The 21036-nt window shown below is 32.0% G+C and carries 22 protein-coding genes and 1 tRNA gene; 17 read left to right on the top strand and 6 right to left on the bottom strand.

Annotated elements, in window-relative coordinates; genetic code table 11:
• Window positions 1-4: 4 nt before the first annotated feature.
• The 11 genes from trxB (at window position 5) to C8269_RS02610 (ending at window position 10078) form a co-directional block, all read left to right on the top strand.
• Window positions 5-931, top strand: a complete 927-nt coding sequence (gene trxB, locus C8269_RS02660) for a thioredoxin-disulfide reductase (RefSeq protein ID WP_106460310.1) — start codon at window positions 5-7, stop codon at window positions 929-931.
• 65 nt (window positions 932-996) lie between these two features.
• Entirely contained in the window at window positions 997-2004 is a 1008-nt protein-coding gene (gene gap, locus C8269_RS02655; RefSeq protein ID WP_106460309.1) for a type I glyceraldehyde-3-phosphate dehydrogenase, read from the top strand.
• A 49-nt stretch (window positions 2005-2053) separates the two neighbouring features.
• On the top strand, window positions 2054-3250 hold the full coding sequence (locus C8269_RS02650; RefSeq protein ID WP_106460308.1) for a phosphoglycerate kinase: 1197 nt from the start codon (window positions 2054-2056) through the stop codon (window positions 3248-3250).
• A 10-nt stretch (window positions 3251-3260) separates the two neighbouring features.
• Window positions 3261-4013: a triose-phosphate isomerase gene (gene tpiA / locus C8269_RS02645; RefSeq protein WP_106460307.1), complete on the top strand. Its 753-nt coding sequence runs from the start codon at window positions 3261-3263 to the stop codon at window positions 4011-4013.
• A 42-nt stretch (window positions 4014-4055) separates the two neighbouring features.
• Window positions 4056-5348, top strand: a complete 1293-nt coding sequence (gene eno, locus C8269_RS02640; protein ID WP_106460306.1) for a phosphopyruvate hydratase — start codon at window positions 4056-4058, stop codon at window positions 5346-5348.
• Between the two features lie 106 nt (window positions 5349-5454).
• The gene (secG, locus tag C8269_RS02635) at window positions 5455-5682 is read left to right on the top strand and encodes a preprotein translocase subunit SecG (RefSeq protein ID WP_106460305.1); all 228 of its coding nucleotides are present in this window, start codon (window positions 5455-5457) and stop codon (window positions 5680-5682) included.
• Between the two features lie 51 nt (window positions 5683-5733).
• Window positions 5734-7851 (top strand): ribonuclease R, encoded by a 2118-nt coding sequence (gene rnr / locus C8269_RS02630; RefSeq protein WP_106460304.1) that lies wholly within the window; start codon window positions 5734-5736, stop codon window positions 7849-7851.
• On the top strand, window positions 7832-8275 hold the full coding sequence (gene smpB, locus C8269_RS02625) for an SsrA-binding protein SmpB (RefSeq protein WP_106460303.1): 444 nt from the start codon (window positions 7832-7834) through the stop codon (window positions 8273-8275). Before rnr ends, smpB begins: the two co-directional genes overlap by 20 nt.
• Before the next feature lie 7 nt (window positions 8276-8282).
• Window positions 8283-8717 (top strand): GNAT family N-acetyltransferase, encoded by a 435-nt coding sequence (locus C8269_RS02620; RefSeq protein WP_106460302.1) that lies wholly within the window; start codon window positions 8283-8285, stop codon window positions 8715-8717.
• Window positions 8718-8856: 139 nt separating this feature from the next.
• Window positions 8857-9786 carry a serine hydrolase domain-containing protein gene (locus tag C8269_RS02615; protein ID WP_106460301.1) on the top strand — a complete coding sequence of 310 codons (930 nt, stop codon included), beginning with the start codon at window positions 8857-8859 and terminating at the stop codon, window positions 9784-9786.
• Window positions 9776-10078, top strand: coding sequence for a DUF4298 domain-containing protein (locus C8269_RS02610; RefSeq protein WP_106460300.1), 303 nt, complete (start codon window positions 9776-9778; stop codon window positions 10076-10078). The genes C8269_RS02615 and C8269_RS02610 overlap by 11 nt, the downstream gene beginning before the upstream one ends.
• A 72-nt stretch (window positions 10079-10150) precedes the next feature.
• On the opposite strand, the gene C8269_RS02605 is transcribed toward C8269_RS02610, so the two are convergent.
• The 3 genes from C8269_RS02605 to C8269_RS02595 all read right to left on the bottom strand — a co-directional run bounded on the left by C8269_RS02605 (window position 10151) and on the right by C8269_RS02595 (window position 12016).
• Window positions 10151-10888 (bottom strand): ECF transporter S component, encoded by a 738-nt coding sequence (locus C8269_RS02605; RefSeq protein WP_106460299.1) that lies wholly within the window; start codon window positions 10886-10888, stop codon window positions 10151-10153.
• A gap of 127 nt (window positions 10889-11015) precedes the next feature.
• Window positions 11016-11091 (bottom strand) — tRNA-Lys (locus C8269_RS02600).
• Between the two features lie 49 nt (window positions 11092-11140).
• The gene (locus tag C8269_RS02595) at window positions 11141-12016 is read right to left on the bottom strand and encodes a C39 family peptidase (protein WP_106460298.1); all 876 of its coding nucleotides are present in this window, start codon (window positions 12014-12016) and stop codon (window positions 11141-11143) included.
• Between the two features lie 268 nt (window positions 12017-12284).
• Between C8269_RS02595 and C8269_RS02590 the strand changes: the two genes are divergently transcribed.
• Entirely contained in the window at window positions 12285-12785 is a 501-nt protein-coding gene (locus tag C8269_RS02590; RefSeq protein WP_106460297.1) for a QueT transporter family protein, read from the top strand.
• 42 nt (window positions 12786-12827) lie between these two features.
• Here the strand turns inward: C8269_RS02590 and C8269_RS02585 are convergent, their stop codons facing one another.
• The 3 genes from C8269_RS02585 to C8269_RS02575 are packed head-to-tail and all read right to left on the bottom strand — an operon-like array spanning window position 12828 to window position 16103.
• Complete coding sequence (locus tag C8269_RS02585) at window positions 12828-13241, bottom strand: Asp23/Gls24 family envelope stress response protein (protein ID WP_199792145.1); 414 nt, start codon at window positions 13239-13241, stop codon at window positions 12828-12830.
• Between the two features lie 54 nt (window positions 13242-13295).
• Window positions 13296-13571 carry a metal-sensing transcriptional repressor gene (locus C8269_RS02580; RefSeq protein ID WP_106460295.1) on the bottom strand — a complete coding sequence of 92 codons (276 nt, stop codon included), beginning with the start codon at window positions 13569-13571 and terminating at the stop codon, window positions 13296-13298.
• Window positions 13572-16103 carry a heavy metal translocating P-type ATPase gene (locus tag C8269_RS02575; RefSeq protein ID WP_106460294.1) on the bottom strand — a complete coding sequence of 844 codons (2532 nt, stop codon included), beginning with the start codon at window positions 16101-16103 and terminating at the stop codon, window positions 13572-13574.
• A gap of 89 nt (window positions 16104-16192) precedes the next feature.
• Between C8269_RS02575 and C8269_RS02570 the strand changes: the two genes are divergently transcribed.
• The 5 genes from C8269_RS02570 to C8269_RS02550 are packed head-to-tail and all read left to right on the top strand — an operon-like array spanning window position 16193 to window position 21036.
• Window positions 16193-16462: an acylphosphatase gene (locus C8269_RS02570; RefSeq protein ID WP_106460293.1), complete on the top strand. Its 270-nt coding sequence runs from the start codon at window positions 16193-16195 to the stop codon at window positions 16460-16462.
• Between the two features lie 36 nt (window positions 16463-16498).
• On the top strand, window positions 16499-17821 hold the full coding sequence (locus tag C8269_RS02565) for a Mur ligase family protein (protein ID WP_106460292.1): 1323 nt from the start codon (window positions 16499-16501) through the stop codon (window positions 17819-17821).
• 11 nt (window positions 17822-17832) lie between these two features.
• Window positions 17833-18498, top strand: coding sequence for a type 1 glutamine amidotransferase (locus C8269_RS02560; RefSeq protein WP_199792176.1), 666 nt, complete (start codon window positions 17833-17835; stop codon window positions 18496-18498).
• Window positions 18473-18787 (top strand): YerC/YecD family TrpR-related protein, encoded by a 315-nt coding sequence (locus tag C8269_RS02555; protein WP_106461115.1) that lies wholly within the window; start codon window positions 18473-18475, stop codon window positions 18785-18787. The genes C8269_RS02560 and C8269_RS02555 overlap by 26 nt, the downstream gene beginning before the upstream one ends.
• Window positions 18788-18840: 53 nt before the next feature.
• Entirely contained in the window at window positions 18841-21036 is a 2196-nt protein-coding gene (locus C8269_RS02550; RefSeq protein WP_106460290.1) for an ATP-dependent helicase, read from the top strand.

Genomic DNA, 21036 nt, shown 5'->3' with positions numbered 1-21036 from the left:
ATATATGTACGATTTAATAATAATAGGTGGAGGTCCAGCTGGACTTACTGCTGGTCTTTATGCAGGTAGAAGTATTCTAAAGACACTAATAATTGAAAAAGATATAGCTGGCGGCCAAATTTCTGGAACAGCTTTTGTAGAAAATTATCCAGGATCAATTGAAGATCCAACAGGAATGGCTCTATCAGAAAGAATGGAAGAACAAGCAAAGGAATATGCTGAGATTGTCTTTGAAAATGTTAAAGAAGTTGAGCTTGAAGGTAAAATAAAAAAAGTAACAACTGATTCTAACACCTATGAGGCAAAGACTATTATAATTTCAACTGGTGCAAGACATAGACACCTTGGTGTGCCTGGTGAAGAAGAGTTTGCAAATAGGGGAGTGTCATATTGCGCTACTTGTGATGGACCATTTTACCAAGGTCTTGATATATACGTTATAGGCGGGGGAGATAGTGCCCTAGAAGAGGCAAATTTCCTAACAAAATATGGTAAATCTGTAACAATTGTGCATAGAAGAGATGAATTTAGAGCTAGCGGTGTAGTAATAGAAAATGTTAAGAAAAATCCTAAAATTAAATTTGAATTAAATTCTGTACTAAAGGAAATCCGTGGTTCTAAGGAAGTCGAAGAATTAGTTTTAGAAAATGTTAAAACAAATGAAGAAAAAATCATAAAAGGTGATAATAATTCACCAATTGGGGTATTTATATTTGTAGGTAATGTAGCTTCAACAGAAATATTTGAAGGTAAACTTGATATGGAAAAGGGCTATATTATAACAGATGAAGACATGAAAACCAATATAGAAGGTGTCTTTGCAGTAGGCGATACAAGAAAGAAATCAGTTAGACAGGCAGTGACTGCTGCAAGCGACGGATGTATAGCTGCTGTAATGGCAAATAGGTATATTGAAAGCAAAAGCTGGTAAATAATATTGACAAGCAAATAACAAGTCAGTATATTTAATATGTAGAAAGAATTTAGGAGGAAATAATGACAACAAGAGTAGCAATTAACGGATTTGGTAGAATAGGACGTCTTACCTTAAGAAGAATCGCAGAAGTAGAAGACAACATCGAAGTTGTAGCAATCAATGACCTTATTGATAAAGCAGGTCTACTATATGCTTTCAAATATGATACTGCACAAGGCAGATTCAATGGAGAAGCTGAATTAACAGACGAAGGCTTCAAAATCAATGGTAAAGACATCAAAGTTTTTGCAGAAAGAAATCCTGAAGATCTTCCTTGGGGAGAATTAAACGTAGATATCGTACTTGAATGTACAGGATTCTTTACAGAAAAAGAAAAAGCAGAAGCTCACCTTAAAGCCGGAGCTAAGAAAGTTCTTATTTCAGCACCTGGTAAAGGTGATATGAAAACTATCGTTTTTGGTGTAAACCACGACATACTTGATGGATCAGAAACAGTAGTTTCAGGCGCAAGCTGTACAACAAACTGCCTTGCACCAATGGTAAATGTATTAGCTAAAGAATTTGGCTTTGTTTCTGGACAAATGTCAACAATCCACGCATATACAGCAACTCAAGCTATCCAAGATACACCAGCTTCTAAAAAAGACCTTAGAGGCGGAAGAGCAGCAGCTCAAAACACAATTCCAGCTTCAACAGGTGCAGCAAAAGCTGTAGGTAAAGTACTTCCTGAAGTAGAAGGTAAAATCGATGGTTCAGCTCTAAGAGTTCCAACAATAACAGGATCTATAACAGAACTTTATTCTGTACTTGAAAAGAAAGTAACAGTTGAAGAAGTAAATGCAGCAATGAAAAAATACGAATCTGATGCATTTGCATATACAGAAGATGATATAGTATCAAGTGATATAGTTGGATACCCAGCAGGATCTGTATTTGACTCACAACTTACAAAAATAGTTGAAGGTGCAAATGGCACACAAGTAGTTAAAACAGTTGCTTGGTATGATAACGAAATGGGATACGTATCTAACCTAGTTAGAACACTTGATTATCTAGCAAATCTTTAAGATTATTAAATAGGCGGGATACAATCTCGCCTTTTTTTCGAGGTGAATAATGAATAAAAAAACAGTAAAAGACTTAGATGTAAAGGGAAAAAAAGTTTTAGTAAGAGTAGACTTCAACGTACCTTTATCAAAAGAAGAAAAAGGTAAAATAGCAGATGATGCAAGAATAAAAGCAGCTATGCCTACTATAGATTACCTCTCAGAAAATGGTGCAAAAGTTATACTTATGAGCCACTTAGGTAGGCCAAAGGGAGAGGCAAATCCTGAATTCGCATTAAAACCAGTAGCAGATTACTTAGAAAATGTCTATGGCGATAAATTTAAATTTTTACCATCACCAGTAGTAGTTGATGAAAAAGTAAAAGAAGAAGTTAATAAACTCGAAGATGGACAAATTGCCTTACTAGAAAACACTAGATATAGAAAAGAAGAAACAAAAAATGGTGAAGATTTTGCAAAAGAATTAGCTTCACTTGCAGATTTATATGTAAATGACGCCTTTGGTACAAGCCACAGAGCACACGCTTCAAATGTTGGAGTTGCAAACATCCTACCATCAGCTGTAGGTCTTCTAATAGAAAAAGAAATTGACATAATGGGCAAGGCTCTAGAAGCACCAGAACATCCATTTGTATCAATCCTTGGTGGAGCTAAAGTATCAGATAAGATTGGTGTTATAGAAAATCTTATAACAAAAGTTGATACAATCCTAATCGGTGGTGGTATGGCTTACACCTTCCTTAAAGCTCAAGGTAAAGAAATAGGAAAATCACTTCTTGAAGAAGATAAGATGGATCTATCTCTAGAATTAATCAAAAAAGCTGAAGCAAATGGCGTAGAAATCCTACTACCAGTTGATGTTGTAATAGCAGATAAGATAGAAGCAGGCGTAGATACAGAAGTTGTTGATATAGATAATATTCCAGCAGATAAAGAAGCCCTAGATATAGGGCCAAAGACAGCTGAACTATTTGCATCAAAAATTAAAGAAGCAAAGACAGTAGTATGGAACGGACCAATGGGAGTATTTGAAATAAAAGAATTCGCAGATGGTACAAACAAAGTTGCCCAAGCTCTAGCTGAATCAGATGCAATAACAATTGTAGGTGGTGGAGACAGTGCTCTAGCTATAGAGATGGCTGGCCTAAAAGATAAGATTACACACGTATCTACTGGTGGTGGAGCAAGCTTAGAATTCCTAGAAGGTAAAGACCTACCAGGTATAACAGCAATAGAAAACAAATAAGGAGTCTTAAATGCGCAAACCAGTTATAGTAGGAAACTGGAAAATGAATATGACAGTTTCTGAAGCAGAAAAGCTACTTGAAGAAATCAAAAATTTAGACCTAGATGAAAATGTAGAAGCTGGAGTTTGTACACCTGCTATAGACTTAGTAATTGCAAAAGAAAAACTTGCAGGTACTAATGTTGCTTTCGGTGCACAAAATATGTACTACGAAGAAAGTGGTGCATATACTGGAGAAATTTCTCCACTAATGCTTACAGATATCGGAGCAAGATATGTAATCTTAGGTCACTCAGAAAGACGTGAATATTTTAAAGAATGTGATTGCCTAATTAACAAAAAGGTTAAATCTGCTCTCGCTCATGACCTAGTACCAATTCTTTGTTGTGGTGAAACTTTAGAAGAAAGAGAAGCAAATGAACACGAAGTAAAAGTTAAATCTCAAATAGAAAAAGATTTAAAAGATGTTTCAGCTGAAGATATAGAAAAAGTAATCATAGCATATGAACCAATCTGGGCAATAGGAACAGGCAAAACTGCATCTAGTGATGATGCTGATGCAATGTGCGGCTATATTAGAAGCCTAATAGCTGATATGTTTGGAAAAGAAGCTTCTGAAAAAGTAAGAATCCAATATGGTGGATCAGTAAAACCAAATAATGTTGTTGAGCTTATGGCTAAAGAAAATATAGACGGAGCCCTAGTAGGCGGAGCGAGCCTAAAAGCAAGCGACTTTGCTGCTTTAGTAAACTTCGCAAAATAGTTTAAATTATTTAAAAATATTATAAATAAAAAGGAGATATTTATGAGTTTAATTACAAGTGTATATGCAAGACAAATCCTTGACTCAAGAGGAAACCCAACTGTAGAAGTTGAAGTAGAAACAGAACTAGGCGGCTTCGGTCGTGCAGCAGTACCATCAGGTGCATCTACAGGTGAATGGGAAGCAGTAGAACTTAGAGATGGAGATAAAGATTATTATCTTGGAAAATCAGTTCTTAAAGCTGTTGAAAATGTAAATGATAAAATAGCTGATGAACTTGTAGGCATCTATGATGTAACAGATCAAATCGGTATTGATAACAGAATGATCGAACTTGATGGAACAGAAAACAAAGGAAACTTCGGAGCTAACGCAATCCTAGGTGTATCACTAGCAGCAGCAAAAGCAGCAGCAGATGAACTAGGTATGCCACCATATAACTACATCGGTGGAACAAACGCTAAACTTCTTCCAACACCAATGATGAACATCCTTAATGGTGGAGAACACGCTGATAACTCAGTAGATATCCAAGAATTCATGATTTTCCCATTAGGAGCTGAAAGCTTTGCACACGCTCTACAAATGGGTACAGAAGTATTCCACAGCCTTAAATCAGTACTTTCAAGCAAAGGCTACAACACAGCTGTAGGTGATGAAGGTGGATTTGCGCCAAACCTAAAATCAAACGAAGAAGCTCTTGAAATCATCTGTGAAGCAATCAAAAAAGCTGGATATGAACCAGGAAAAGACGTTTATATAGCAATGGACTGTGCTTCATCTGAATTCTACAACAAGGAAGATGGTAAATACCACCTTGACGGAGAAGGAACAGTTAAAACAGAAGATGAAATGATCGACTGGTTAGAAGAACTAGTTAACAAATATCCAATTATCTCAATTGAAGATGGTCTAGATGAAAATGACTGGGAAGGTTGGGCAAAACTTACAGAAAGACTTGGCAAGAAAGTACAACTTGTAGGTGATGACCTATTTGTAACAAATACAAGCAAACTTGAAAAAGGTATAGCTGAAGGCGTTGCAAACTCAATCCTAATCAAAGTTAACCAAATCGGTACCCTAACAGAAACACTAAATGCTATAGAAATGGCAAAAGAAGCTGGTTACACAGCAATAGTTTCTCACAGATCTGGTGAAACAGAAGATGTTACAATAGCTGACCTTGTAGTAGCTGTAAATGCAGGACAAATCAAAACAGGTGCACCTTCAAGAACAGATAGAGTTGCTAAATATAACCAACTTCTAAGAATAGAAGATGAGCTTTGGGAAGATGCAAGATTTAAAGGTCTTGACGCACTATACAACTTAAAATAATATCTTTAAAAGACTTGCTTATATAATGAGCAAGTCTTTTTATAATAAATATTGAAAAAATAGCCCATTTGCGGTATTATAAAAAAGTATGAACGGAGGTGTCTATATGTCTAATTTTCTTGCAGTAATAATGATGATTGCATCTGCAATTGTAATAGTTGCAGTAACACTACAAGATCCTAAAACTGACGGACTAGGAGCATTATCTGGTACACAGACTAATGTTTTTGGTAAAAGTGCACATAAATCAAAAAATGAAATGCTTGACAAAGTTGTAATTTTTGGAGGAGTACTTTTATTTTTAGGAAGTATAGTATTTATAGCATTAAACTAAGAGGGGTCAAAGAAATTTGACTCTTTTTTTATTAAATCCTAAGGAGATTTTATGAATATAAAAGAATTAATCCTAAATTTAGTATATGATGAAGACTATATACCAATGACCTTAAAAGAACTTGAAACCTATCTTAAAGCAGATAAGTATACTAAAAAGGGAATAAAGGACATAGTAGACGAGCTAGAAAAAAATGACAAGATTCGTATATCAAATAAAAAAAGGATAATGCCTTTAACTGAAGAAGAAATAAATCTTAAAGGTACAATCTCACTAGCCTCTGGTGGATATGGATTTTTTATATCCGACAATAAAGACTTTGATGATGTATATATTGCAAAAGATAAACTAAGTGGTGCTCATAATAATGATAAGGTAAAAATCAAAATCCTAAGAGATAAGGAAGATGACAAGAATGCTGAAGGCCAGGTTATAGAAATCTTAGAAAGAGCCAATGAGGAAATCATAGGGACCTATCAGGCCAACAAAGGCTTTGGTTTTGTTGTTGCAGATAAGGGATTTTCTGATGATATATATGTAGATCAAAAATATTCCAAGGGTGCAAAAGATAAGGATAAGGTAGTTGTTGAAATTATTTCCTATCCTAAAAATAACAACCCTGAGGGAAGAATTACAGAAATAATCGGCAGCAAAAATGATAAAAATATTGATGTCTTATCAATAATCAGGCAAAATAAAATTCCTACAGAATTTTCAAAGCAAACAAAAAAAGAAATCTTATATATAGCTGATCAAGTTAGTGAAAATGAACTTAAGGATAGAAAAGATTTGTCTGAGCTTTACACAGTCACAATTGACGGTAGGGATTCTAAAGATTTTGACGATGCTATCTCAATAGAAAAATCTGACGATAATTATGACCTATATGTGCATATAGCAGATGTAAGTCATTATGTAAAAGAAGGTACAGCCCTTGATAAAGATGCCTACGATAGAGGAAATTCTACCTACCTTTATAATATTGTAATTCCAATGCTCCCAGAGAAATTATCAAATGGAATTTGCTCACTCAATCCAGGAGAAGTTAGACTAACACTAACAGCAAGGATGACCATAGATCCTAAAGGCAAGGTTTTAGATTACGAATTTTATAAATCATATATTAAGTCTGATAAGAGGCTAGTTTATGATGATGTAAATAACTTCTTAGAAGGTGATGATGGAGTATATGATGATGATCTATTAAAAGAAAAACTAAAGGACTTTAATAAGCTTCACAAAATCTTAAAAAAATCTAGAGATAAAAGAGGTTCCATAGATTTTAATTTTGAAGAAAGTCAAATAGATGTGTCAGATACAGGCAAGGTTTTAAATATAGAAGCCCTAGATAGGGGTCCAGGCAATAAGATGATAGAAGAGTTCATGCTTATAGCAAATGAAACTGTCGCCACACTTTTTGCCTACATGGATTTTCCATTTATATACAGAATTCACGAAAAGCCTGCTGATGAAAAAATAGAAGCTTTTAAAAAAGCATTAAATGCTATGGGCTATAATATCAGAGGCTCAGAACTTCACCCAAAAGACTTTCAAAATATCTTAAAAGAAGTAGAAGGTAAAAAAGAAGAGCAAATTGTCAATATTTTGATGCTAAGGACCATGAAAAAAGCTAAGTATGCAAACTATAGCGACATACACTTTGGACTATCTACGAGCTTTTACACCCACTTTACAGCCCCTATTAGGAGATACCCTGACCTAATAGTCCACAGACTATTAAAGGCTTATATAGAAAACAAACTTATGGGTAAAAATCAAATATCATTAACAAATAGGTTAGAAGATGCTGCAGACCACCTTTCCATAACAGAAAGAAGAAGTGAGCAAACTGAAAGAGAAGTAGAAGATTTCTATAAATGTAAATACATGAAAAAATATATTGGAGAAATATTTACAGGTAGAATATCTTCAATTACAGAATTCGGTATGTTCATAGAGCTTGAAAATACAGTTGAAGGTCTATTTATGTACAAGTTTTCTGATGATAGATACGAATATATAGAAGATAGCCTACAAACTTTTAATGTCGATACTAAAAAATATTACCAAATAGGTCAAGAAGTAAGGGTAATGGTGACTAATGTAGACCTATACAAGAAAGATATAGATTTTTATTTGGAGGAAAGAGATGAAACTTTTAGCCAATAATAAGAAGGCTTACCATGATTATTTTATAGAAGAAAAATACGAAGCAGGACTGGCCCTAATAGGTAGCGAAGTAAAATCCATAAAGGCTGGTAATGTATCAATTAAAGAATCATTTATTTCCGACAAGAAAGGGGAAATGTTCGTATATGGCATGCACGTTACCCCTTATAGCCAAGCAACAGATCAAAATATAGATCCAACACGAACTAGGAAACTACTCCTTCATAAAAAGGAAATAAATAAGCTCATAGGCAAGAAAACCATGACAGGCTATACAATAGTACCCCTTAGAGTTTATGAGCGTGACGGGCTAATTAAGCTTGAAATAGGCCTTGCTAAAGGTAAGAAATTATATGATAAAAGAGATAGCTTGAAGAAGAAAGAAGATAAGAGAAAAATCGAAAGAGCTCTTAAAAATTATTAGTAAGCTTATGAATTATATAAGTATGACTGAAAAAGATTTGGATATAATTACAAGTCTTTATGTTAAATATTATAACGAAAATGAAGATGGATCTTGGACTTATGAAAAAGCCTATAAGAGGATTAGGCAAGTTTTCATAACCCCCGATTCTCTTTGCCTTATACAAAATAATGGAAATGAGTATACAGGTTTTTTAATGGGATATATAAAAGAATATGACGACTTAAAATCATATATGCTAGAAGAAATAGTTATCTTTAAAGAATTTCAAAATAATGGGCTTGGAAAATTGTTTATAAAAAAATTAGAAGAACAATTATTATATAAAAATGTTAGCCTTATAGAATTACTCTCTATAAATGATAAAAAACACGATAAGTTTTATGGCGACCTAGAATTTAAAAATTCTTCTAATTTAAGAATTATGAGTAAGTTTATATAAATAATTCCTCTTCTTAGTTAATCTAAAAAGAGGAATTTTCTTATATAAACAAATCATTAAAATACAACATTTTAATATTATCATATGAACTAATCTTTATTTCTTAAGGTAGACTTGTATAGTAAAATTGAGGGTGGATATGATTGATAAATTACTAAATATTAAAAAAAACAATATTGATTCTTTGATAATATATTCAATGGAAAGGGGGATTTTATATAAAGATGCTAGTGATGATATTATAAATATAAGATCTATTGCAAAATTTGTAACAAGCCTTTCTTGTGGGATACTGATTGATAAATCGAATGGGAATTTTAATGAAGATACTTTAATATATGATATTTTAAAAGATAAGATAAGAATTTTTAATACAAAAAATATAGAAAAACTTAAGAAAATTAGGGTAAGAGATTGTTTAACCCACACCATGGGCTATAGGGATATAATTTTAATGAGTAAAGATATAGCTGAACTTAATAAGGATAATCTCCTTGATTATGCCTTATCATATCCCATATATTTTAATCCTGGTCAAAAATTTTTGTATTCCAATGCTGGTTATTATGTCCTAGCTGCTGCTATGCAAGAATACCTAGGCTATGACTTATACACTTTTATCGATGAAAATATCTTTAACAAAATTGATATAAAAATTCCAAGATGGGACTATTATGGAAAGTACTTGGCAGGAGCTACTAAGCTATATCTATCTGCTGATGATATGCTTAAATTAGGGAAAATAATAATTAATGATGGATATTACAGGAACCAAAAAATAGTATCAAATTCTTGGATAGAAAAGATGCAGGCAAATTTATATAAATCAAACAAAGATTATGAAAGTACAAATTTATTATCAGATGACTATTATGGCTATAGCCTTTGGACTGGAAAGGATAATATAAAATATGCCAGCGGAACTGGTGGACAATACATTATTTTTCTAAAAGATTTGGGTATAATAATAATAAGTACAAATAAAAGCAATGTAAACAAGGCATATCTAATTAAGAATGAATTAGATGAAATAATTAAAAATTTGAAAGAGGAAGAAAATGGACTATAAACACATTGAAAAATACACTCAAACTTATGAAAACTATAAAGAGCTCTTAGGAAAGATTAACGAAATCCTAGATCAGCTTGATAAGGATAGGGAAGATTTTGATAAACTGGTAGAATATTATTATAGCGAGCAGTTTAAAAAAGATTTTGATGACTCAAATGAAGGCAAGATTGACCCATCAATAAATCAAGGAATATTGACAGAAGATGCTATATATGACCTTATGGGGGATGATTATTATCTTGCCTTAAGATTTTTAGACTTAGCTAACAGGATGATCCAACAAAAATAACTTATTATTATAATATTTTCCAAATTAAAAATGCACACTCCCAAATCTTGGGAGTGTGCATTTTTAATTTTCTTACTTTCTTCTCTTTGATAAAGATGTTACAACAGCACTTGCTATTAAGATTGCAACTATAGCTTCTGGAATAGCATTGGTTATGAAGGCTGAGAATATAGCATTCATAGCTAAATCTGGGCTGATTCCAATAGCTTCTGCATATGATTTAGCATAGATGAGATATATCAAACCCAAAACAAGTCCAGAATTTGTCAAAGTTCCCATAAAAGATGATACAGCAATAGCAAAATTAGCTTTTTTATTCTTCACAGATAAATAAAGCATAACTATTGCAAGAATTAAAAATACTAATGAGAATATCTTATTTACAAGCTTAACATCTCCAACAAAAGATTTAAGAGTCACTACCGCTAAAACTATGGCAACAACTGACCAAAAAACATTCATAAAGAGTCTTAATTTTGAGTTATCCTTATTTTTTAAAGCCCTATAAACAAGTCCTGTAACTACACCAATTAAAATCCTTGGTATGATAGATATTAGTGGATTGTAAAATACAAATGATATAGGACCTGGTCTTGTAATAGCATTAAAAATACTAAATAAACCAAAAATTAATCCAACCAGGCCTCCAACCAAAGGACCCTCCAAAATACCAGCTATTATTACAGGTATATGTAAGGTTGTAACGGTAAGGACTCCTAGGGGTAGAAATCCTAGCGGTGTAAGACCGAGCATTATTACAATAGCTCCTAAAATTCCAACACTAGTTAGGTTTCTTGTATCAAATTTCATATATTCCTCCTGGAAATAAATATTTTATGATATTATACGTCTTTTTGAAAATTGTAAAGGAGAAATTTAAAATTTTATTGATTTGATAAAGGTAATAAAAAAAGAGGAGTAAATACTCCTCAAAATTTGGTGCACCATCAGAGACTCGAACTCTGGACACCCTGATTAAGAGTCAGGTGCTCTACCAACTGAGCTAATGGTGCTCGCTAACTACCTTTATAGTATAACACCATTTATAGCTTTTGTCAAATTTTATTTTGAAATTTCCCAAATTTTTGCAATTTGATTAGAAATCTGGTCGAAATCCCACTCTATAACTGAGTTTTTGACACTATTTGGATCATTTATTATAAATTTATCACCCTTTACAGAATCTATAACCAAAATATGACCATAGAGCGTAAAATATCCTTTTTTAACTGATACAATAAGAGGACCATTTTTTAAGGCCTCAATCATTTTTTTCTTATCTAGAGCAATATCTTTTACATTCAAATTATATTTTTTCGCCTCATGCTCTATAAAAGCCCAATCCATTCCTCCATCATTCATAAATTTAGCGGCATCTTTGGCTACTTCTTTTGGATATATTAGTTTATTTTCAAATCTAGATAAGACCATAGCAACAGAAGTAGGTCCACAACCAGAAATTCCAATATTAGTAGGGTAGAGGGTATCATATGCCCATCTATTATCCCATTGCAAGAAATATGGTGTCTCTCTTTTAAGATTAACAGATTCTCCTTCATAAAATTCAAAATCTTTTATATCGTGGTTCATATTATAAATAAATTCTATGGTGTCTGGATCATTTCCGGTAAGATAGGCATCAACATTATTTAGATTGTAAAAATTATTATATATCCATTCTGCTTTTTTATCTTTTTTAGCTTCGGCTTCTACGTTTTTAATGATATCTTCTTTTACATCAGATTTTAATTTTGGTTTTATTTCATATTTAAAATCTAGTAAACTTTTAGTATTAAAGGTATTACTTGCCAAAGATTTTAAATCTTCAATTATTTTTACACTTTCTTCATCAATAAATCCTTTTAAGTCACTATCTGATTCTTTATGACATGCACTTAAAACAATTGCTGATAGAAGTATTATACATAGCTTTTTCATACCTCTATTTTACTAGATTTTGATTAAGTCTTCAATATGATAAAATATAAAACTAAATGTAAAAGGGTAGATTTATTTTTATAACATTTTAAATATTGTCATATCTATTATTTATTTCTATATAATGGATTTTTATATAAAAATATCGACTGATTAATTATAATGTGAATATCTCTTTTTATATTTCTTGAAAAAACCTTATTTTATGTTATAATAAACAAGTAATGTTTCTTGGCACCCATTATAAAAAAATCAAGGAGATGAAAAAATGAATGAGAAATATTTTAGTTTTACTGACACTAACTTTTTAGTGAAATCAGCAGTAGTAGCGGCCCTTTATGCAGTGCTTACAATCTTTATGCCTGTGGCATCTTATGGACCTATCCAATTTAGATTTAGTGAAATTTTGGTTTTATTAGTATTTTATAACAAGAGATTTATCCCAGGTCTACTTTTAGGATGTGCCCTTGCTAACTTTATGAGCCCAATGGCTGCATTTGATGTAATATTTGGTACTCTTGCATCTTTTGTAGCATTTAAACTAATGGAGAAAGCTAATAATTTATTTATAGCTTCCTTATTCCCAGTGCTTTTAATGATCGTTCCTGCACTTGGTACCTGGTTTATTCTTGCTAATAACGAAGCCCTACTTGTAATGATTTTCCAATTTATGCTTAGTGAATTTGTCATGGTATCAATCATTGGTGTAGGAATATTTAAAATTCTTGAAAAAAACCAAGGATTCATGTCATATATAAATAATTTTTAATTTTAAAAGGGACTGCTGGGCAGTCCCTTTTTAGTTCAATATTTATCTTTCTTCTTTTTTATCTTGATTTTTTTTAGCAAATTCTTCTTTAGTTAAAACATCAACTATATCAACTTTTACAGCTGCGACTTTTATACCTGTAAGTTCATATATTTCTTGCTTGATTAAAGAGTCTATTTCTTTAAAAACTAGCGCTGCTTTTTTTCCGTACTCTAATATTAATGAAGCTTCAACAATGCATTGTCTTTCTTCTTGATTAATAGAGATTCCAGATGTAGATTCTTCTTCCTTGTTAGTAAAACTTGATGTAATTGAGTTTAATAGTCCACCTTGAAGGTCTAATACACCATCTACCTTGTCTACAACTTTCTTTGTGATTTTTGCAAGAACCTTATCTGATACTGTATATTCACTAATTTCATCTTGAAATGGTTGATTCATGTTATTTTCTGTCATATATATCTCCTTTATCTTTATACTATAAAGATACCCAGCTAGTAAATATTGAAACTATAACTTGTTAAGTTTATCAATAATTTTCTCTATTTCATCAATTTTTTCTTTTATTGATTCTTCATTATTTTGCTTGAGACTATCATAAACACAATGTTCTAGATGGCCTCTTAAGACATCCTTATTGATATTTTTAAGAATAGAAATTGAAGCCATTAGTTGGGTGGATATATCTACACAGTACCTATCATCTTCAACCATTTTTATTAGACCGTCAATTTGTCCACCAACTGTTTTAAGCTTCCTTATAGTTTTGCTTTTATCAGCATGCATTTACTTATATTCGATTCCTTTGTATTCATATCCTGCTTCATCGATTGCAGACTTTAAAGTTTCCTCTTCAATATTTCCTTCGTAAGATACTTCTGCTTGTTTACCTTCAAGGTTTACATCAACTTCTTTTACACCTTCAATTTCACTTAGGGCTTTATTAACGTGTTTTGCACAATTATTGCAGCTCATTCCATCAACATTTACGATTACTTTTTTAAGTTCACTCATTTTATCCTCCAAAATATTTTCTTCGATAGTGACATTCTTACTTTCTTCATATCCAGATGCACTTGACTTAAATCCTCTAAGCCTTAAAGAGTTTAGACAAACAAATACTGATGATAAACTCATAGCAACTGATGCGAACATCGGATTAAGCCTTATATTTAAGCCTGGATAGAGTAGACCTGCTGCGACAGGTATTAATAATATATTATAAAAGAAAGCCCAAAAAAGATTTTCTTTTATAGTTTTTATTGTTGCCTTAGATAATTCTATGGCCTTGACTATGTCTAGTAGTGAATTTTTAACTAGGATGACATCTGCAGAATCTATAGCAACATCAGCGCCGCTTCCTATTGCTATCCCTATATCAGCTCTAGCTAGGGCAGGGGCATCATTTATTCCATCTCCAACCATAGCTACTTTTTTGCCATCAGCTTGTAGTCTTTTAACTACTTTATCCTTATCTTGAGGCAAAACTTCTGCAAATTTCTCATCTATATTTAGCTTTGCCCTTATAGCTTCAGCCGTATTTTCATTATCACCTGTTAGCATAGTTATCTTATAAGAATCTTTTTTTAGCAGGTCAATTGCTATTTTAGATGATTCCTTTGCCTGATCTTGGACAGCTATCAATCCTAGGACCTTATCAGAATCAGAAAAATACATAGAAGTCTTACCTTCTTTTGATAGATCTTTATGAATTGTTTCATATTTTCCAGTAGAAATATTATTTTCATCCATCAACCTAAAATTACCAGCAAAATAAGTTTGACCATCAATTTTTGCTGCAATACCTTTACCTGGAAAAGATGTAAAGTCATCAATAGGGATATTATATATATTTCTTTCTTTTGCTTTATTGATTATAGCTTCTGATAAAGGATGTTCAGATAGGTGCTCGATTGAAGAAGCTATCTTTAAAAATTCATTTTGGTCCATATCTGTCATTATATCTGTTACTACAGGCTTTCCTTCTGTGATTGTTCCAGTCTTATCAAGGAGTATAGTATCAACCTTATGCAAGTTTTCAAGACTTTCTGCATTTTTAAATAATAAGCCTATTTGAGCACTCTTACCTGTTGCAACCATTATTGCCATTGGAGTGGCAAGCCCTAGTGCGCAAGGGCAAGAAATAACAAGTACAGATATCATCAGATTTAAAGCAAATTCAAAGTCTTTGCTATAAAAATACCAACCAATAAATGTAAGGATTGAAATTATAATTACTGCTGGCACAAATATTGCTGATATCTTATCTGCTAATTGTGCGATTGGAGCCTTAGTTTCATTGGCTTCATTTACAAGATTTATGATTTGGGATAGGGTAGTATCTTCACCGACCCTAGTAGCTTCAAACTTAAAAGAACCTTGTTTGTTAATAGTAGCAGAAATAACTTCATCACCAACCTCTTTAGTTATTGGTATTGACTCGCCAGTAATAGCTGCCTCATCAACAAGAGAGCTTCCTTCAATAATTACACCATCTACCGGAATCCTGTTACCAGGCCTAATAACTACCACATCACCTTTTTTTATATCAGCAGTATCTATAGTTATTTCCTCACCATCCCTTATGATATTTGCCTTATCTGGTGATAAGTCCATAAGAGACTTAAGAGATGCTTTTGTCTCGCCCTTACTTCTTGCTTCAAAAAATTTACCAAGAGTAATTAGGGTAAGAATCATTGCTGATGATTCAAAATACAGGTTATGTCTATAATGATCAATCACATCAAATTCTGATAGACCTGCTGCATGGGCCATTCTCATTATCACGAAGATACCATACATAAGAGCTGACGAAGAACCTAAAGCAACTAGGGTATCCATGTTCGGGCTTCCATTTTTTAGTGATTTAAAACCTGAAATAAAAAACTTTCTATTAACAAATATAACTGGAATTGTTAATAAAAATTGAACAAAAGCGTTATTTATCGCTCCACTAGTTCCTTCTAAAAACCTCGGTAGGGGAAGATTTACCATAGGACCCATTGCTACATACATGAGTATTATCATAAAGAAAAAGGATACCTTAAGCCTAAACTTAGTATTATCTTCTTCTGATTCTTTAAGCAAATCCTTTGATACTGACTCATTTTTCCCCTTAACCCTAGCATTATAACCAGCATCTACAACAGCCTTTATAATTTTTTCATCATTTAATTTGCTAGGATTATAATCAACGGTCATCGATTCATTTATTAGATTGACGTTTACTTCTGTAACACCAAGCTTGCTTACAGCCTTGCTGACAGCTGCTTGGCATGAAGAACAAGTCATACCTTCTATATCAAATCTTTGTTTCATTAAACCTCCTTTACCACCCCTAGGGGGTATATAATTATTATATTTTTACATGAGTCATTGTCAAGTATAATAAGGCATAAGGAGTATATATGAAAAGATATCACATTATTTTTAAAGGTAGGGTTCAGGGAGTAGGCTTTAGATTTCAGGTAAAGATGCTTGCAGACTCACTAAATATTACTGGTACAGTTAAAAATTTATACGATGGGAGTGTTGAAGTCTTTATCCAAGCAGATAAAATAACTTTATATAAGTTTTTTGAGGGATTAGAAAATATTAATTTTGCAAGAATTGAGAATAAATTTGTAGAAGTAGTTGATATTAAGCCCAATGAAAGTGAATTTGAAATAATTTATTAACTTTGAAAAATTAGCATAATAAGGTTTAATAATATTATGAGTTTAAAAAGCAAACTAGTTAAAGTATTAGCAAAATCGATAAGGTCTTCATTAAGATTACTAAATAGAAATGCAACGAGCCTACCAGGCTATATTGCTTATAAATTAGATAAAGATATTCTTAAAGAATTATCAAAAAATACTAAATTCATATTTGTAACCGGAACAAATGGCAAAACAATGACTACTCACTTTCTTGTAAGTATCCTAAAAGAGGAGTACCCTATTGTTCTTACAAATGAATCTGGTTCAAATATGGTTCAGGGCATAATAACATCCCTACTTGATAATCCTAGTGATAAAGAAAGTATTGCTGTCCTAGAGGTGGATGAGGCTAACTTAGTAAGAATAGGTAATTATCTAAAAGCTGATTATATAGCTCTTACAAATATCTTTAGAGATCAAATGGATAGGTTTGGTGAGATTTATAATATCCTAGATAAGATAATAGAAGGAATTGACCTGATGCCTGATTCAAAAATTATAGCAAATGGTGATCTCCCCTTATTTTCCTATGATTCTTTAAGTAGATTTTATCCAGTATATTATGCTATTAGAGAAAATGAAGAAGGTGCTTATGTTTTAGATGCAGAATTTAACTCTGATGGAATTTTGTGTCCTCATTGTCATTCAGTATTAAAGTACAAAAGTGTAAATTATTCATCTTTAGGAGACTTTTCGTGTCCTAATTGTGACTTTAAGTCACCAAAGATAAAGTATCGCATAGATAAAATAACAGAGGAAAATCCGGACCATTCTGAATTTGTTATTGATGGCTACAATTATGAAGTAAATGTCGGTGGTAAATATAATATTTATAACGCACTTACTGCTATATCTGTAGCCAGAGAATTAGGTGTATCTCAAGAAAAGATAAAAGAAGGCCTAAAAAAACAAAAGAATGTATTTGGTAGACAAGAAAATATTAAAATCAAAGATAAGAATCTTATAATAAACCTTGTCAAAAATCCAACAGGGCTCAATCAAGTTATTGATCTTATGCTATTGGAAGATAAAGATATTAGTTTAATTTGTCTACTCAATGATAATTATGCTGATGGACTCGATGTGTCATGGATATATGATGCTAATTATGAGAAATTAAAAAAACTTAATATCAAAAAAATATATGTATCTGGTATGAGGTCAAAGGATATGAAAAGAAGGCTTGAAATAGCAGAGCTTATTGATCAACCAATAGTCGAATTTGATTATGAAAATGAGATTTATGATGTAATCGATAAGATTAATACTAGTGATATATATGTTTTATCCACATATACAGCAATGCTAAGACTAAGGGAGGTGCTTGATTTATAGAAAAATTTAGAATATGCCACCTTTATGGAAATCTATTGAATACTTATGGCGATGTAGGAAATTTAATGGCTTTTGAGTATGAACTTAAAAAGTTGGGTATACAAACAGAAAGGAAGATAGTTTCTATAGGTGATGATTTTAAAGAATCTGATTATGATTTTGTTTTCTTTGGTGGTGGCCAGGACTATGAACAGTCCATAGTCAAAAATGATTTAATAAAGAAAAAAGATGAGATTGTTAAATATATCGAAAATAACGGCTTATTTTTAGCAATTTGCGGTGGTTATCAACTGCTAGGCAAGTACTATTATGACGCTTATGGAAACAAAATAGATGGTCTGTCTATCTTCGATCACTATACAGTCAATCAGGATTCTAAAAATAGGTTTACCGGCCAAATAAAAATACAAGTGGAAAGCTTTGATGAAATATGCCTAGGTTTTGAAAATCACGGCGGTAGAACATTTTTGTCAGACAAGCAAAACGCTTTTGGAAAAGTTTTGGAAGGTAACGGTAATAACGGTGAAGATAATAGCGAAGGCTTTATTTATAAAAATACCATAGGGACTTATTTGCATGGTCCAATTCTTGCTAGGAACGAGAACCTGTGCAAAAAAATTATAGAAAAAATATTTAAGGAGAATAATTATGATGTCAGAATCAAAACTAAGAACTAAAGAAGCAGATGAACTTTTCGAAGCGATTTTAATGCTAAAAGATGTTGAGGAATGCTATCAATTTTTTACAGACATCTGTACAGCAAGGGAAATTCAATCAATTTCACAAAGATTACATGTAGCTAAATTATTAAAGATTAGAAAAACCTATTCAGTTATTGAAGAAGAAACAGGCGCTTCTACAGCCACAATTTCAAGAGTTAATAGATCACTTAACTATGGAGAAGGTGGTTACGATTTAGTTCTTGAAAAACTAATTGAAAAAGACCTTAAAGAATCAAAAGAGTAAGTTACTTACTCTTTTTTTGTGGTATAATATATAGGTCGAGAAAGTGAGGTCTTATGAACTTAGATAGGTTAAATGATAGGCAAAAAGAAGCGGTTTTACATAGGGATGGCCCTTTATTAGTCTTAGCAGGAGCTGGAAGTGGAAAAACCTCCGTTTTAACCACAAGTATAGCCTATAAAATCAAGGAGCAATCTATAAATCCTAGCCATATTTTAGCTATAACCTTTACCAACAAGGCAGCTGGAGAAATGAAAGAAAGAATAGCTGATTTGCTAGATATGGATGTTTCTTATTTATGGATAGGAACCTTTCACTCAATCTGTGCTAGAATATTAAGGATGAACATAGAAAAAATTGGATATTCCAGTAATTTTACAATATATGATACTACAGATCAGAGAACCCTAATCAAAGAAATAATAAATGACCTTGGCCTCAAAGATGAAATAAATTACAGGCTTGCTCAAAATGTAATATCAAATGCAAAAAATAAATCCATAGGACCCGATGAGTTCTTAAAGCTAAATTTCTATATGCAAGATGCGGATGCCATTGCTGAGATTTATAAAGAATACGAGAAAAAGAAATTTGATTACAATGCGCTAGATTTTGATGATTTGATAGAAAAAGTCTTGGACTTATTTTCAAAAGATAAGGAAACTCTTGCCTATTACCAAAATAAATTTGATTATATATTTGTAGATGAATTTCAAGATACAAACAACTCTCAATATGAACTAATAAAATTCATAGCAGGGGCAAATCAAAACGTTGTTGCAGTAGGGGATGCAGACCAATCTATCTATTCATTTAGGGGAGCAGATATTAGAAATATCTTAAATTTCGAAAAAGACTTCCCAGCAACAAAAACTATAAAACTTGAGCAAAATTATAGGTCGACTTCAAAAATTTTAAATACTGCAAATAAATTAATCACTAATAACCTCGAGAGAAAAGAAAAGAATCTTTGGACTGATCAAAATGAGGGAGCAGATGTAATTTATAAAGAAACCTCTGTAGAAAGTGAAGAAAGCCAATTTGTAATTGAAACAATTAAAGACCTCATATCCGAAGGATATAAGGAAAATGATATAGTGATTCTCTATAGGACAAATGCTCAATCAAGACCTTTTGAGGAAATTCTTTTGAAAAATTTAATGGCTTACAAAGTTATAGGTGGTTTAAAATTCTATGATAGAAAAGAAATTAAAGACTTAATATCCTATTTAAATATATTAGTCAACCACCAGGATGATATAAGTCTAAAGAGAATTATAAATGAACCAAAAAGAGGAATCGGTGCTAAATCAGTAGAAAATATTGAAAATATAGCCAGAAGTCATGGGGTTTCAATGCTTGATTTGATAATAGATCCTAATTTTTCACTTCTTCTAACTGATAGGTATAGAAAATTAGCTGATAAGTTCTACCTGCCACTTAAAGATATTTTTGAAAATGTAGATAAATATAAGATTGTCGATTTAATCAATGAAGTCCTTGAAAAATCCAACTATCTTAAAAATCTCGAAAAATCCCTAGCAGTAGAAGATAGGGCAAGAATCGATAATATAAATGAATTTATATCATCTGCTGCTGAATACCAAGAAAATAATCCAGATGATAATTTAAGAGATTACTTAGAAAATCTTTCTCTCTTATCTGATATAGATAAGACCGAAGATTCGGAAAATTCTATATCTCTTATGACAATGCACCAGGCTAAGGGTCTTGAATATCCAGTAGTATTTATAGTTGGCCTGGATGAAGGACTGTTTCCTAGCAAAAGAAGTTTAGATGAGGGTAATCTAGAAGAAGAAAGAAGGCTCTTTTATGTAGGAATTACCCGTGCAAAGGAAAAACTTTACCTAACCAGCTCTCAAGTAAGAAGAAATTATGGTAAAGTAACATATTATAAGCCATCAAGATTTATAGAAGAAATAGATGATCAAATAAAAATGCAAACAAATAAGGAATTTATAGACTTTAACTCTAAGACTTACGAAAAATCTTTAAATGAAGATTATATGCGAGAAAAGGCTAGACAATCTGTCCTAAACCTAAAGGCTAAGGCCTACAAAAAGGATGATTCAACCTATCAAGTAGGAGATACAGTTATGCATAGCAAATGGGGAAAGGGAATGGTCGTTCAAATCAAAGAGAGTGAAGATGGCAATGAATTAGTAATAGCTTTTGATAAAAAAGGCCTTAAGAAATTAAACCAAGATTATGCACCAATAACAAAGGTATAA

Source organism: Anaerococcus sp. Marseille-P3915 (genome assembly GCF_900258475.1).
Lineage (GTDB): Bacteria > Bacillota > Clostridia > Tissierellales > Peptoniphilaceae > Anaerococcus > Anaerococcus kampingae.
Note: the sequence above shows the minus strand (reverse complement) of the source record. Positions and strands in the feature narration are given on the sequence as shown.

Coding starts and splice junctions, on each gene's coding strand:
- C8269_RS02580 (WP_106460295.1), bottom strand. CDS start 13,571: ATGCATGCTGATAAAAGCAAAACTATAAGGAAGCTTAAAACAGTTGGT.
- C8269_RS02610 (WP_106460300.1), top strand. CDS start 9,776: ATGGACTATAAACACATTGAAAAATACACTCAAACTTATGAAAACTAT.
- C8269_RS02555 (WP_106461115.1), top strand. CDS start 18,473: ATGTCAGAATCAAAACTAAGAACTAAAGAAGCAGATGAACTTTTCGAA.
- C8269_RS02595 (WP_106460298.1), bottom strand. CDS start 12,016: ATGAAAAAGCTATGTATAATACTTCTATCAGCAATTGTTTTAAGTGCA.
- smpB (WP_106460303.1), top strand. CDS start 7,832: ATGAAACTTTTAGCCAATAATAAGAAGGCTTACCATGATTATTTTATA.
- tpiA (WP_106460307.1), top strand. CDS start 3,261: ATGCGCAAACCAGTTATAGTAGGAAACTGGAAAATGAATATGACAGTT.
- C8269_RS02550 (WP_106460290.1), top strand. CDS start 18,841: ATGAACTTAGATAGGTTAAATGATAGGCAAAAAGAAGCGGTTTTACAT.
- C8269_RS02570 (WP_106460293.1), top strand. CDS start 16,193: ATGAAAAGATATCACATTATTTTTAAAGGTAGGGTTCAGGGAGTAGGC.
- C8269_RS02620 (WP_106460302.1), top strand. CDS start 8,283: ATGAATTATATAAGTATGACTGAAAAAGATTTGGATATAATTACAAGT.
- C8269_RS02590 (WP_106460297.1), top strand. CDS start 12,285: ATGAATGAGAAATATTTTAGTTTTACTGACACTAACTTTTTAGTGAAA.
- gap (WP_106460309.1), top strand. CDS start 997: ATGACAACAAGAGTAGCAATTAACGGATTTGGTAGAATAGGACGTCTT.
- C8269_RS02565 (WP_106460292.1), top strand. CDS start 16,499: ATGAGTTTAAAAAGCAAACTAGTTAAAGTATTAGCAAAATCGATAAGG.
- C8269_RS02585 (WP_199792145.1), bottom strand. CDS start 13,241: ATGACAGAAAATAACATGAATCAACCATTTCAAGATGAAATTAGTGAA.
- trxB (WP_106460310.1), top strand. CDS start 5: ATGTACGATTTAATAATAATAGGTGGAGGTCCAGCTGGACTTACTGCT.
- C8269_RS02615 (WP_106460301.1), top strand. CDS start 8,857: ATGATTGATAAATTACTAAATATTAAAAAAAACAATATTGATTCTTTG.
- secG (WP_106460305.1), top strand. CDS start 5,455: ATGTCTAATTTTCTTGCAGTAATAATGATGATTGCATCTGCAATTGTA.
- C8269_RS02575 (WP_106460294.1), bottom strand. CDS start 16,103: ATGAAACAAAGATTTGATATAGAAGGTATGACTTGTTCTTCATGCCAA.
- rnr (WP_106460304.1), top strand. CDS start 5,734: ATGAATATAAAAGAATTAATCCTAAATTTAGTATATGATGAAGACTAT.
- eno (WP_106460306.1), top strand. CDS start 4,056: ATGAGTTTAATTACAAGTGTATATGCAAGACAAATCCTTGACTCAAGA.
- C8269_RS02605 (WP_106460299.1), bottom strand. CDS start 10,888: ATGAAATTTGATACAAGAAACCTAACTAGTGTTGGAATTTTAGGAGCT.
- C8269_RS02650 (WP_106460308.1), top strand. CDS start 2,054: ATGAATAAAAAAACAGTAAAAGACTTAGATGTAAAGGGAAAAAAAGTT.